Origin of the sequence: Streptomyces sp. NPDC059874 (assembly GCF_042731135.1) — a bacterium.
Taxonomy (GTDB): Bacteria; Actinomycetota; Actinomycetes; order Streptomycetales; family Streptomycetaceae; genus Streptomyces.
This window is the reverse complement of sequence record NZ_JBHWJY010000008.1, coordinates 105,845-118,197: the sequence shown is the minus strand read 5'-3', so window position 1 is coordinate 118,197 and position 12,353 is coordinate 105,845. Positions and strand designations below refer to the sequence as shown.

At 74.1% G+C, this 12,353-nt stretch carries 12 protein-coding genes; 7 read left to right on the top strand and 5 right to left on the bottom strand.

What is annotated here, in order from left to right; translation table 11 throughout:
• The first annotated feature begins 234 nt into the window (after positions 1-234).
• The 3 genes from cmk (at position 235) to der (ending at position 3,125) form a co-directional block, all read left to right on the top strand.
• A complete protein-coding gene (gene cmk, locus ACFV9H_RS07385) occupies positions 235-942 on the top strand; it encodes a (d)CMP kinase (protein ID WP_385394544.1) in 708 nt (235 codons plus the stop codon).
• Complete coding sequence (locus ACFV9H_RS07380; RefSeq protein ID WP_385394542.1) at positions 897-1,586, top strand: lysophospholipid acyltransferase family protein; 690 nt, start codon at positions 897-899, stop codon at positions 1,584-1,586. Before cmk ends, ACFV9H_RS07380 begins: the two co-directional genes overlap by 46 nt.
• 75 nt (positions 1,587-1,661) lie before the next feature.
• On the top strand, positions 1,662-3,125 hold the full coding sequence (gene der / locus ACFV9H_RS07375) for a ribosome biogenesis GTPase Der (RefSeq protein ID WP_385394539.1): 1,464 nt from the start codon (positions 1,662-1,664) through the stop codon (positions 3,123-3,125).
• A gap of 11 nt (positions 3,126-3,136) precedes the next feature.
• Here der and ACFV9H_RS07370 read toward each other — a convergent pair whose 3' ends face one another.
• A complete protein-coding gene (locus ACFV9H_RS07370) occupies positions 3,137-3,547 on the bottom strand; it encodes a hypothetical protein (protein ID WP_385394537.1) in 411 nt (136 codons plus the stop codon).
• A gap of 157 nt (positions 3,548-3,704) precedes the next feature.
• Positions 3,705-4,523 (bottom strand): hypothetical protein, encoded by an 819-nt coding sequence (locus tag ACFV9H_RS07365; protein WP_385394534.1) that lies wholly within the window; start codon positions 4,521-4,523, stop codon positions 3,705-3,707.
• A gap of 294 nt (positions 4,524-4,817) precedes the next feature.
• Between ACFV9H_RS07365 and ACFV9H_RS07360 the strand changes: the two genes are divergently transcribed.
• Complete coding sequence (locus tag ACFV9H_RS07360) at positions 4,818-5,522, top strand: transglycosylase family protein (protein WP_385394531.1); 705 nt, start codon at positions 4,818-4,820, stop codon at positions 5,520-5,522.
• Here ACFV9H_RS07360 and ACFV9H_RS07355 read toward each other — a convergent pair.
• Genes ACFV9H_RS07355 through ACFV9H_RS07345 form a run of 3 tightly spaced genes read right to left on the bottom strand, consistent with a single transcriptional unit; the run spans position 5,413 to position 9,177 of the window.
• Complete coding sequence (locus ACFV9H_RS07355) at positions 5,413-6,147, bottom strand: ATP-binding cassette domain-containing protein (protein ID WP_385394528.1); 735 nt, start codon at positions 6,145-6,147, stop codon at positions 5,413-5,415. The two genes, ACFV9H_RS07360 and ACFV9H_RS07355, sit on opposite strands and share 110 nt — an antisense overlap.
• On the bottom strand, positions 6,137-8,809 hold the full coding sequence (locus ACFV9H_RS07350) for an ATP-binding cassette domain-containing protein (protein ID WP_385394526.1): 2,673 nt from the start codon (positions 8,807-8,809) through the stop codon (positions 6,137-6,139). The genes ACFV9H_RS07355 and ACFV9H_RS07350 overlap by 11 nt, the downstream gene beginning before the upstream one ends.
• Positions 8,797-9,177 (bottom strand): hypothetical protein, encoded by a 381-nt coding sequence (locus ACFV9H_RS07345; protein ID WP_385394523.1) that lies wholly within the window; start codon positions 9,175-9,177, stop codon positions 8,797-8,799. The genes ACFV9H_RS07350 and ACFV9H_RS07345 overlap by 13 nt, the downstream gene beginning before the upstream one ends.
• 105 nt (positions 9,178-9,282) lie before the next feature.
• Here ACFV9H_RS07345 and ACFV9H_RS07340 point away from each other — a divergent pair, with 105 nt between their 5' ends.
• Genes ACFV9H_RS07340 through ACFV9H_RS07330 form a run of 3 tightly spaced genes read left to right on the top strand, consistent with a single transcriptional unit; the run spans position 9,283 to position 12,080 of the window.
• Positions 9,283-9,816, top strand: coding sequence for a hypothetical protein (locus ACFV9H_RS07340; RefSeq protein ID WP_385394520.1), 534 nt, complete (start codon positions 9,283-9,285; stop codon positions 9,814-9,816).
• Entirely contained in the window at positions 9,794-11,065 is a 1,272-nt protein-coding gene (locus tag ACFV9H_RS07335; RefSeq protein WP_385394518.1) for an ABC transporter substrate-binding protein, read from the top strand. The genes ACFV9H_RS07340 and ACFV9H_RS07335 overlap by 23 nt, the downstream gene beginning before the upstream one ends.
• A 46-nt stretch (positions 11,066-11,111) precedes the next feature.
• Complete coding sequence (locus tag ACFV9H_RS07330) at positions 11,112-12,080, top strand: helix-turn-helix transcriptional regulator (RefSeq protein WP_385394515.1); 969 nt, start codon at positions 11,112-11,114, stop codon at positions 12,078-12,080.
• The last annotated feature ends 273 nt before the right edge of the window (positions 12,081-12,353 follow it).

Genomic DNA, 12,353 nt, shown 5'->3' with positions numbered 1-12,353 from the left:
CCCCGGACCCCGCGCCTCGATCGCCGGCGGGGCTGGAGGTAGGCCGGGTGCGGCGCCGTTGCCGGGGGCGCTGCCCCCGGAGCCCCCGCGCCTCGAACGCCGGCGAGGCCGGATCGTGTGCGGCGGGGCTGGATTGTGCGGGCGGGATCCGGGGGTGTCGGGGCCCGGTAACCTGGAGCAGGGGCGTTTTCGCGCGCCCGCATTCGTACGCGCAACCAGGAAGGTGCCCGCACCGTGGAAACCGCAGCTCCGGCAGCCGTGATCGTCGCCATCGACGGTCCCTCCGGCACGGGCAAGTCCAGCACCTCCAAGGCCGTGGCCGCCAAGCTCGGGCTGCGCTATCTGGACACCGGGGCCCAGTACCGGGCCATCACCTGGTGGATGATCACCAACGGCGTGGACCCCGACGACCCCGAGGCGATCGCCCTCGCCGCCGGCAAGCCCGCCATAGTGTCCGGTACGGATCCGGCCGCGCCCACCATCACCGTGGACGGCCTCGACGCCTCCGCTCCGATCCGCACCCAGGAGGTCACCTCCAAGGTCAGCGCCGTCAGCGCCGTCCCCGAGGTGCGCACCCTGATCACCGAGCTGCAGAGGTCCATCGCCGCCGAGGCGGCCGCGGAGGCCGACGGGATCGTCGTCGAGGGCCGGGACATCGGCACCACCGTCCTGCCCGACGCCGACCTCAAGATCTTCCTCACGGCCTCCCCCGAGGCGCGCGCCGCCCGGCGCAGCGGTGAGCTCCGCGGCAAGGAGGCCGCCGACCTCGCGGCCACCCAGGCGGCGCTGATCAAGCGCGACGCCGCGGACTCCGGCCGCAAGACCTCCCCACTGGCCAAGGCCGACGACGCCGTCGAGGTGGACACCACCGAGCTCACGCTCGACCAGGTCATCGAGTGCGTCGTGACCCTGGTGGAAGAGAAGCGGGCGGGCCGCAAGTGAGCGAAGCGCCCTCCCTGAGGGGTGCGGCGGTCGGCAGGCGCATCGGCATCGGCCTCATGTACGGGCTGTGGAAGCCGCGCGTGCTCGGTGCCTGGAAGGTGCCGGCCTCCGGCCCGGTCATCCTTGCCGTGAACCACTCGCACAACATCGACGGCCCGATGGTGATGGGCACCGCCCCGCGGCCCCTGCACTTCCTGATCAAGAAGGAAGCGTACGTGGGCCCGCTCGGCCCCTTCCTCGAAGGGATCGGGCAGGTCAAGGTCGACCGCAGCGGCCCCGACCGCACCGCGATAGGCCGCGCCCTCGGCGTGCTCGACAATGGAGGGGCCCTGGGCATCTTCCCCGAGGGCACCCGGGGCGAGGGAGACTTCGCCTCACTGCGCGCCGGGCTCGCCTACTTCGCGGTCCGCAGCGGCGCGCCCATCGTGCCGGTGGCCGTGCTGGGCAGCGGCGACACCAAGGGCAGGTTCGTCAAGGGACTGCCCGCCTTCAAGAGCCGGGTCGACGTCGTCTTCGGCTCGGCCTTCGACGCCGGGGACGGCAGTGGCCGCCGTACCCGTACCGCGCTGGACGAGGCCACCGTACGCATCCAGGACAGGCTGACCGCCCACCTGGCCGACGCCAAGCGCCTCACCGGGCGCTGAGCGAGACTTGACCTAGTAGTGGAACCGCGCTGCGCGGGTACCACCGATCACCACGAACGACGAGGAACGGACTTCATGAACGACCAGCACGACCACGGAGCGCTTGGCGATGCCGAGTACGCGGAGTTCATGGAGCTCGCCGCGGAAGAGGGCTTCGACATCGAGGACGTCGAAGGTGCCCTCGAGGAGGCCGCTGCCGGCCCCCTCCCCGTCCTCGCCATCGTCGGCCGCCCGAACGTCGGCAAGTCGACCCTGGTGAACCGCATCATCGGCCGCCGCGAGGCGGTCGTCGAGGACAAGCCCGGCGTCACCCGCGACCGCGTCATGTACGAGGCCGAGTGGGCGGGCCGCCGCTTCACGGTCGTCGACACGGGCGGCTGGGAGCAGGACGTCCTCGGCATCGACGCCTCCGTCGCCGCCCAGGCCGAGTACGCCATCGAGGCCGCCGACGCCGTGGTCTTCGTCGTCGACGCCAAGGTCGGCGCCACCGACACCGACGAGGCCGTCGTGCGCCTGCTGCGCAAGTCCAAGAAGCCCGTCGTGCTGTGCGCCAACAAGGTCGACGGCCAGAGCGGCGAGTCCGACGCGGCCTCGCTGTGGTCCCTGGGCCTCGGCATGCCGCACCCCGTCTCCTCGCTGCACGGCCGCGGCACCGGCGACATGCTGGACGCCGTCCTCGAAGCCCTGCCCGAGGCCCCCGAGCAGACTTTCGGCGGCGCCGCCCCCGGCGGCCCGCGCCGCATCGCGCTGATCGGCCGCCCCAACGTGGGCAAGTCCTCGCTGCTCAACAAGGTCGCGAAGGAGGAGCGGGTCGTCGTCAACGAGCTGGCCGGCACCACCCGCGACCCGGTCGACGAGCTGATCGAGCTGGGCGGCGTCACCTGGAAGTTCGTCGACACCGCCGGCATCCGCAAGAAGGTCCACCTCCAGCAGGGCGCCGACTACTACGCCTCCCTGCGCACGGCCGCCGCCGTGGAGAAGGCCGAGGTCGCGGTCATCCTGATCGACACCACCGAGACCATCAGCGTCCAGGACCAGCGCATCATCACCATGGCCGTCGAGTCCGGCCGCGCGATCGTGATCGCCTACAACAAGTGGGACGAGCTCGACGAGGAGCGCCGCTACTACCTCGAGCGCGAGATCGAGACCGAGATGCAGCAGGTCTCCTGGGCGCCCCGGGTGAACGTCTCCGCGCTCACCGGCCGCCACATGGAGAAGCTGGTCCCGGCGATCGAGACCGCCCTCGCGGGCTGGGAGACGCGCGTCCCCACCGGTCGGCTGAACGCCTTCCTCGGCGAGGTCGTCGCCGCCCACCCGCACCCGATCCGCGGCGGCAAGCAGCCCCGCATCCTGTTCGGTACCCAGGCCGGCAGCAAGCCGCCGCGGTTCGTCCTCTTCGCCTCCGGCTTCCTGGAGCACGGCTACCGCCGCTTCATCGAGCGCCGGCTGCGCGAGGAGTTCGGCTTCGAAGGCACCCCGATCCACATCTCGGTGCGGGTGCGCGAGAAGCGCGGCGCCCAGTACAAGAAGAAGAAGTAGGCGCCTCGGGGTCAGTAGCCCCGGCGCGGAGCGGGCGGCAGTGCCGCCGGGATGTGGGTCATCCCGGTCTGGTGCTGCCGCCCGCCGCTGTATGCGGGGGCGGGCTCGGAGGCGGCGCCCGCGTAGGAGTAGGCGGGCTGTGGCTGCGGCTGCGGGGCGTACGAGGGCTGCCAGGTGTCGGTGCGCTGCCACGAGGAACCGTTCCAGCCGCCGGAGTACGATCCGACGCTGCTGCTGCCGCCGCCGCTGCCGTACGCGCCCCCGTACGAGAACGCCGTGAACCCGAGGTCCTCCTCGCCCGTACGGTCGCCCGGCAGCGCCCGGAAGGCGCGCAGGTACTCCGAGTACAGCGTGTCGTAGATCGGGGTGTGCGAGGCGGTGCTCGTACGGGCGGGGGCGCGGGAGGAGTCGTATGAGTGCACGTACCAGCCAACGAAAGCGGCGCCCTGCGGATGCGGGGTGAGCGGGGCGAAAACGCAAGAAGCCGGGGGTGTGCGGGACGGACCGCACACCCCCGGCGCACGCCGCCGGGCCCCCGGGGTGAGGGGGGCCCGGCGGCCGTTTTCGAGCCGCTGGGCGTCAGGCCCCGGAGGTACCGGCGAGGGGCATCGAGGCGGCCACGAGCTTGCCCGCGGCGGCGGCCTTGTCCAGGGCGTCGCGCAGCAGGTCCTCGCGGGGCTGCTGGCCGATGGAGCCGACCGGGGCGGCGTAGATGAGCACGCGCTGGGTCTTGTTGACGGCCGCCCGCCAGCCGTCGGTGACCGACAGCGCCTGGTGCGCCTGCCACCACGCGACCTGGCCGCCGTCGGTGCCCGGCTGCAGCACGGCGTGCAGCTGCCCGCCGGCGAGCAGCACCGACCAGCCGCCGAGGGCGGTCGGGAGTTCGGCGGTGTCCGTGACCGGGATGAAGCCCTGCTCGATGAGGAGCGGCAGGAAATCGTCGCCCGGGCCGGTGGTGCCGGGGCGGGCGATGGGCGCGGTCGGCTCGACGACCAGGGCGGGGTGCAGTTCGCCGCCGATCAGGACCAGGCCGCTGGTGATGCCGAGGACGGCCTGGCCACCCGGCACGTTCTGTGGGCCCTCACCGGGGAGGGGCACGGCGGGCGCGGAGGGTGCCGGGCCGTCGCCGGTGATGCTGCGGACGGCGCCCTGCAGCTGCTCCTCGGAGACGGTGACGACCTGCGAGGGGATGCAGGTGGCGTGGGCGAAGGCGAGGACGGCGGTCTCCTCGCCGACGAACAGCACCGTGCTGGTGCGGTCGCTCTCGGGGTCGCCGGGGGTGCGGCAGGAGGTGCAGTCGTAACTGCGCGGCGCGTCGTCGCCGACGAGCAGCCTGTCGGCTTCTTCGTCACCGATCTCGGCACGTACCTCATCACTGACGTCGAGCATGCGCGGCACGGGGTGACTCCTCGGCATAGGTGCGGGCCGGGCGGTTCCCGGCTCGCCGGGCTCAACGGGGGATCGGCGGCCGGGGTCACGCCATTGGAGGGAACGGAATCGAACCGGGCCCCCGGAAGAGTGAACCGTCCGACCGGGGCTTTGTTTTCGTGCCAACTGTTTTCTCGTTGTGCGCAGTTGGTGCTCGGAGATGGCCGTTTGGGGGAGGCGGCGCGGTCGGCCGACCGGGTGGGGCGCGAGGAAGCGCCGCGTGGCGGTTCGGGAGCGGCGCGGGAGGCTGCGTAGCGTGACGCGATGCCCAACCTCGGGATCCGGCGAGGCGCCGTCGGTGCTGCCGTCGCCGTCGCCGTCACCGCTGCCGCCGTACTGGTGCTCGTACTCCCCTCCGGTGCGGCGGCAGCGGCTCCGCCACCGCCCGCGCCCGGGCCTGCCGGGGTGGCGCACCCCGGTTCGCCGGGACTGATCGGGAAGGGGCCCGGGGACTGCGGACCGGGCGGGGAGTGGCCCTGGGACTGCGTGGCCGACTGCGAGAGCAGCGGCCGCTGGGCGGTCAACACCGGCAACGGCTTCTACGGCGGGCTGCAGTTCTGGCAGCAGACGTGGGAGGAGTACGGCGGGCTGGCCTTCGCGCGGCGGGCCGACCTGGCGAGCCGCGGGCAGCAGATTCGGGTCGCCCAGGACGTCCTCGCCCGGCAGGGGTGGGACGCCTGGCCGGTGTGCTCGAAGCGGTACGGGCTGGCGGGCCGGATGCACACGGTGCGGGCCGGGGACACCCTGTACGCCATCGCCCGGAGGCACCGGGTGGTGGGCGGCTGGCCGGCGCTGTACGCGGCGAACCGGGCGCTGATCGGGCCGAAGCCGGGGGTGATCGCGATCGGGATGCTGCTGGTCATTCCGGAGCCGGTGGGGGTGGGTGCGGGGGTGCCGGTGGCGAAGCCGTTGCCGGAGGCGAAGCCGGTGCCGTTGCCGGAGGCCGTTCCTCCGTCGCCTCGCCGCTGAACACCACCGCGCCGCGGCGCAGTTCGTGGACCAGGACCCCGGGGCGGGCGAGTGCCGGGGGCAGGCTCTGTTCGGCGAGGACCACGGCGGAGCCCTCGGCGGCCCGGGCGGCGAGTAGTTCGTACGTACGGGCCGCGACGGCGGTCGACATGCCCTGGGTGGGCTCGTCCAGCAACAGGACCGTCCCGGGGGCGCTGAGCAGGGCCCGGGACAGGGCCAGCATCCGCTGCTCCCCGCCGGAGAGGGTGCCGGCGGGCCGGGCGAGGAGGGCGGCCAGCGCGGGGTAGGCGGCGAGCGCGGGCCCGGGGTGCGGGGCGGTGAGCAGGAGGTTCTCCTCGACGGTCAGCGACGGGTACACCGCTTGCCGGTCCGGTACGAAGCACAGCCCGCGGTGGGCCCGTTCGTGGGCCGGTAGGCGGGTGACGTCGGCCGTACGCCAGGACACGGCGCCGGAACCGAGCCGTACGGCTCCGGCGAGGGCGCGCAGGACGGTGGTACGGCCGGAGCCGTTGCGGCCGAGCAGCACGGTGAGGGTGGCGGCGGGCACCGGCAGGTCGACGCCGTGCAGGGCCTCCAGCGGGCCGTAGCGGACGCGGGCGGCGTGCAGGGCCATCTCAAGGGGCATGGAGGCGCCCGTCCCTGAGGGTGTGGACCGTGTCCGTGAGGGTGGCGAGCAGGTCCAGGTCGTGCTCGATGACCACGAGGCCCATCCCGTCGGCGGCCAGGGCCCGCAGCACGCGGGCGAGGGCGGCGACCTCCGCGGTGTCCAGCCCGGCGGTGGGCTCGTCGAGGAGCAGCATCCGGGGGTCGGCTGCCAGGGCCCGGGCGAGCTCGGTGCGGCGGAGGATCCCGGTGGGGAGGAGGGCGGCGGGGGTGTGGCGGTGGGGGAGGAGGTCGAGGAGGCGGAGGGTTTGGGCGGTGGGTCGTGGCGGGTGTGTGGGGTGCGGGTGCGTGGGGTGCGCGGGGTGCGGGTGGCCTTGGTCCTCGCCGACGCGGACGTTCTCCTCGACGGTGAGGGTGGGGAAGACGGCGGGCTGCTGGAAGGTCCGGGCGAGCCCGAGCCGGGCCCGGGCGTGTGGGGGGAGGCGGGTGATGTCCCGCCCGTCGAGGAGGACCCGGCCGTCGCTCGGCCGGAGCGTGCCGGCCAGGCAGTGCAGGAGGGTGGTCTTGCCGGCGCCGTTCTCGCCGACGATGCCGGTGATGTGGGCGGCGTGGGCGTTCAGGTCGAGCCCGCGGAGTGGCTCGCCGCCGGGGTAGCGAACGTGGAGGCCTCGCGCTTGCAGCAGCGGCGGCTCGGTTCTCGGCGCGGCGCCGTTGCCGGGGCGCTGCCCCGGGCCCCGCGCCTCAAACGCCGGCGGGGCTGAATTGGCGCTCGGCGGCGTGCTGGGGCGCTGCCCCGGGCCCCGCGCCTTGAGTGCCGGTGGGGCTGGGTGTGTGCCGGGCGGGGTCGGGGGCGTGGGCGGCGTTCTGCTGGGGCTCCGCCCCAGGCCCCGCGCCTCAAACGCCGGCGGGGCTGGATGGTTCCCCGGTGGGGCCGGGGTGGTGCTGCGGGTCAGCAGGGTTGCGGTGGTGAGGGTGAGGAGGCCGATGGTCAGGGCGGGGAGGGCGGTTGGGGTGGTGGTGTCGAGGGTGGTCAGGAGGGTGGCCGCGGCCACCGCCGTGAGGGTGCTGTCCGCGCCCAGGGCCGTTACCGCCGCGAACCAGAGGAGGCCGCGGATCGGGTCGAAGGCCTCGGGGTCGAAGGCCCGTACCGCCATGACCAGCATCCCCCCGCCCAGCGCGGCCAGCGCCGCTCCGACGGCGAAGGCGAGGAGCTTCAGCCGCGGGACCGGGATCCCCGCGGCCGAGGCCCCGGCCTCGTGGTCCCGGAGCGCCGCGAAGGCCCGGCCCGGGCGGCCCCGGCGCAGGGCCCGTACCGCGAGCAGCGCGGCGGCCAGGAGCGCCAGCTCCAGCACGTAGTACGCGCGGTCGTCGGCGAAGCCCGCCGGGCGGGACGGCGTCAGGCCTGCCGTCGCGTACGGCTGCGCGAACACGAACCGACTGACCATGACGCCGACGGCCAGGGTGACCAGGGCGAGGGCCAGGCCGCGCCGCCGGATCGCGGGGGCGCCGGTCAGCAGCCCGAGCGGGGCGACGAGGAGGACGGCGAGCCCGAGGGCCACCAGCTCCGGTACGCCCGCGCCGGCCAGGTGGGCGGTGAGGAGCGCGCCGAGCCCCGCGTACGCGGCCTGGCCCAGGGAGAGCTGCCCGCCGCGGCCCGTGACGAGGACCAGGGACAGCAGGATCACGGCGAGCGCGGGGATCCGCAGCGCGGCGTCCAGCCCGGCCCCGCCGAAGCGCAACGGGAGGAGCAGCAGCCCGGCCAGCACCGCCCAGGCGAGGGTCCGTAGGGGAGCGGGGAGACCGCCGCCTCGGGCCGGGCCGAGGTCCGGCGCCGCCCGCGCCGCCGCCGAGCGGGACGCCGGGAGGAGGGCCGCCACCAGCAGGGCGACCGCGAAGAGGTTGGCGGCGAGGGACTGGAGGAAGGGCGCGGGCCAACCCTCCGGGTGGAAGCGGGTGAGCTGCGCCTGGGCCACGCCGATCGCGAGGGCGACGCCGACGGCCACCGGGAGGCTGCGCAGCCGGGCGGCGACGGCCACCGCGAGCACTTCCAGGACCAGCAGCGGGAGCCCGTACGGGTCCAGCCGGAGGTACGGGGCCAGCAGGATGCCCGTCAGCCCTGCCGTGGCGGCGCCGAACGCCCAGCCGGCCGCCGCGACCCGGGCGGTGTCGATGCCGCCCAGTTCCGCCAGGGCGCGGTTGTCGACCACCGCGCGCAGATCGCGGCCGAAGGCCGTACGGCGGGTCGTCCAGGCGACCAGGAGGGCCGACACCAGCACGGCTCCGAGCTGTGGCCACGGCTCGGAGCCGAAGAGCACCGGCGCGTCCGCCCGTGCGCCCGGTCCCCAGACGGCCACCGCCACCCCGATCAGGAGGACGAACACGCCGATCGTGATCGTCAGGTCCCGTACCCGGTCCCGGGGCCGGGCGGAGAGCAGCCGGTCGAGCAGCATCCCGAGGCAGGGGGCGAAGACCAGGACGGTGAGCGCGGCCGCCACCCCCGTCGGCACGGACCACCGCACCACCAGCTCCCGCATGACGTACGCGCACACCATGGCCACCGCGCCGTGCGCCAGGTTCAGCACGCCGGTGGCCCGGTACGTGACGATCAGCCCGATGCCGGTCAGCGCGGCGGCGCTGCCGACCGCGAGGCCCGCCAGGGTGAGTTCGTACGTCAGAGAGGCCACGGCGGCTCACACACCGGACACGGGGTCAGCCCGTCCGCCGGGTCCGCCGGGAACACCTCGGGGCGGCCGTCCACCAGCGGGCAGTCCGGCCGGTGGGCGAGGGTGCCGCCGGGAACCCTGACCGGGGGTCCGGTGGAGGAGGGGCCCGGCGGCGGGGGCTCCTCCGCCGGCGCCGTCGGGGGCGCCGGCCGCCACCGGGCCAGCAGCCCCGCACCTGCCACGATCAGGGCGGCGCCCGGCACCGTACAGGAGGCCAGCCAGGGGATCTGCCGCTCCGCGAACCGCTCGCCGGACACGCCGTACCAGCCCGCCAGGCACAACAGCGCCCCGCACGCCACAGCGCCCAGGCCCGGCCACACCGTTCGCACACCGCCCCCCCGTCCGCTCGGTCCGCGCGTTGCGGGATGCCGTGAAGACACTGACCCTGGAAGCATCGAGCCGAACGGCTCGCTCGGACACCGGTGGTGAGCCAGATGGTCCAGAGCAGACACCCACGTGCCGCGGCCTGGGCGGCGGCCGCAGTACTGCTGGTCGTGCCGGCCCTCGCGGGATGTTCCTCGGATTCGGATTCGGACGCGACCGCGGGAGGCAACGCGGCGTCGAGCCCGCCCTCCGCCGGAGCCCCCGCCACACCGACCGCGGACGGCCCGGCCGACCCCGCGGCGGCCAAGGCGAAGATCGAGAAGAACTGGGTCCTCTTCTTCGATCCGAAGGTCACCACGGAGGACAAGGCCGAGGTGCTGGAGCACGGCGACCTGATGGAACCGCTGCTGGCCGGTCTCGCGCACCTCCCCAACGCGGACAAGACTTCCGTGAAGGTCACGAACGTCACCTTCACCTCGCCCACCGAGGCGACCGTGACCTACGACCTGCTGGTCGACGGCTCCCCGGCACTGTCCGACAGCAAGGGCGTCTCGGTGCTCGACGACGGGGTCTGGAAGGTTTCGATGAAGACCCTGTGCGGGCTGATCGGGCTCAGCGGCAATGCGGCGCCGGCGCCGTGCTGAAACCCTGTTGTGCGCGGCGCTCCTGACGGCGAGCGCCGCCTGCGGGAGCCGGCTCCCCGAGAGCGCCTTCCGCGAAGGCACGCGCCCGGTCGCCGAGCCGGTGAAGGTCGGCATCATCGCCAGCGCCACCAGCCCCGTCGGCGGAGACGCCTTCACCGGCCCCGGTGAGGGCGCCCGAGCCTGGTTCGACGTACTGAACGCCCGCGGCGGGCTCGGCGGCCGCCCGGTCGAGGTGGTCGGCTGCGACGACGGCGGCAGCGGGATCGGCAACAACGCGTGCGTGCGCCGACTCCTCGACGAGGAGAAGGTGTTCGCGCTCGTCGCGACGACCTCCCTCTCGTACGCGGGCGCTCCGCGGGTCAGCCGGGCCGGCGTGCCCGACATCGGCGGACAGCCCATCGGGACGGCGTACGACACGTACCCGCACCTGTACGGGATCTACGGCAGCCAGGCTCCCCGCGACGGCAAGGCCCCCGGCTGGGGCGGCACCCTCTACGGCGGCACCGAGGTCTACCGGTACTTCAAGCACGAGCAGGGCGCCCGCAGCGCCGCCGTGGTCGCCTACAACCAGGCCGCCTCCGCCGGTTACGCCCGCCAGATCACCCAGGGGCTGCGCGCCGAGGGGTACGAGGTGGTGCCCGAGCAGGTCGACTTCGCCCTGCCCAACTTCCGGGCCGTCGCCGCCGACCTGAAGGCGCGCGGCACGGACCTGGTGTTCGACGCGCTCGACACCCACGGCAACGCCCGGCTCTGCGAGGCGATGGACGCCGCCGGGGTACGGGTCACGGCCAAGGTCACCAACGTGCAGAACTGGGACGACCGGGTGCCCGCCGAGTTCAAGGACGCGAGCGGCTGCCGCAACTCCCTCTGGGTGACCGGGTCGAGTCGCAACCACGCCGACGCCGCAGCCCCGGCCGTCGCGGAGTTCCGCGCCGCGCTGGCGGGGAAGGCGCTGTCCCAGTGGCAGCTCGAAGGCTGGGCCGCCGCCATGTGGTTCACCGACGCGGCCCGCTCCTGCCTGCCCGACCTCACCCGTCCGTGTGTCGAACGGTTCATGGGCCGCCCGGAGCCCTACACCGCGCGCGGGCTGCTGCTGCCCGTCTCCTTCGTGCCCTCGCCGGTCCCGCCGGCCGAACGCAGGACCTGCCTGTCCGTGGCCCGCTGGCAGGACGGCAAGGGCTGGGTGACCCAGGGCGGGGACATGACCCGCACCTGTTTCGTGGTGCCCCAGCTGCCCTACCGGCCCTGAACCGCCCCGGACCTTGGCGCCGCGCCCCGCCGGCAGACTCTTGGGCATGCTCGAAACCTCCGCACGACTGCTGCGCCTGCTGTCCCTGTTGCAGGCCCACCGCGAATGGACCGGGGCCGACCTCGCGGACCGGCTCGGGGTGACACCGCGGACGGTTCGGCGGGACGTGGACCGGCTGCGCGAGCTCGGGTACCCGGTGAACGCGAGCCCCGGGACCGGCGGCGGCTACCAGCTCGGCGCCGGTGCCGAGCTGCCGCCGCTGCTGCTGGACGACGACGAGGCCGTGGCCGTGGCCGTCGGGCTGCGCACCGCCGCCGGCAACGGGGTCGAGGGCATCGGGGAGGCCTCCGTACGGGCCCTGGCCAAACTGGAGCAGGTGCTGCCCTCGCGGTTGCGGCGCCGCGTCTCCGCGCTCAACGAGTTCACCGTGCCGATGCTGCGCGGCGCCGAGCGGTCCACCGTGGACCCCTCGGTGCTGGCCGAGCTCGCCGCCGTCTGCCGGGACGGCGAGCGGCTGCGCTTCGAGTACTCGGACCACGGGGGCAACGCCACCCGCCGCACGGTCGAGCCGCACCGGCTGGTGTGCACCGAGCGGCGCTGGTACCTGGTCGCCTGGGACGTGGACCGGGAGGACTGGCGGACCTTCCGCGCCGACCGGATCGAGCCCAGGCCCCCGCACGGACCGAGGTTCACCCCGCGCCCGCCGCCCGCAGAGGACTTGGCCGCGTACGTCTCCCAAGGCGTGTCCCAGCGGGTGTACGCGGCCCGCGCGGTGGTGCGGCTGAAGGTTTCGGCCGAAGAGGCGGCGCGGATCATCGGGCCGAGCGACGGAGCCCTGGAACCGGTCGACGCGACCGGTTGTCTGCTGCGCACCGGGGCGGTGAACCTGGACGTTCTGGTGATTCACATCATGCTGCTCGGCTGTGAGTTCGAGGTGGTCGAGCCGCCCGAGCTGACCGACCGGATCAGGGCCGCGCGGGATCTCCTCGGACGGGCCGTGGGGCCGGAGAAGTGAAGGAAATGTAGCGGTCCTGAGGGGTATTCAGTTGGTCTGGTCCAACAGGACGCCGGCAATCCCCGAGGGAAATACCAGCGTTCTCGGGGGAAATTCCAAAGAGTCTGCACGGCGGGCGTGTCGCGGGCCGCAAAACAATTGGCGGTTGTAGATATTCTGTGACACAAGCGTGACCCGGGACGGACGAACGTCCGGGCGTGGCGCTGACGGACGACGAAGGCGGGCCGGGTCGGTGACCCGGCCCGCCTTCATGTCGCGGGGCTCGTCGCGGGG

Excerpts from the sequence above, each read along its gene's own strand:
- ACFV9H_RS07360 (WP_385394531.1), top strand. The coding sequence starts at position 4,818 with ATGCCCAACCTCGGGATCCGGCGAGGCGCCGTCGGTGCTGCCGTCGCC.
- ACFV9H_RS07340 (WP_385394520.1), top strand. The coding sequence starts at position 9,283 with ATGGTCCAGAGCAGACACCCACGTGCCGCGGCCTGGGCGGCGGCCGCA.
- der (WP_385394539.1), top strand. The coding sequence starts at position 1,662 with ATGAACGACCAGCACGACCACGGAGCGCTTGGCGATGCCGAGTACGCG.
- ACFV9H_RS07355 (WP_385394528.1), bottom strand. The coding sequence starts at position 6,147 with ATGCCCCTTGAGATGGCCCTGCACGCCGCCCGCGTCCGCTACGGCCCG.
- ACFV9H_RS07330 (WP_385394515.1), top strand. The coding sequence starts at position 11,112 with ATGCTCGAAACCTCCGCACGACTGCTGCGCCTGCTGTCCCTGTTGCAG.
- ACFV9H_RS07335 (WP_385394518.1), top strand. The coding sequence starts at position 9,794 with ATGCGGCGCCGGCGCCGTGCTGAAACCCTGTTGTGCGCGGCGCTCCTG.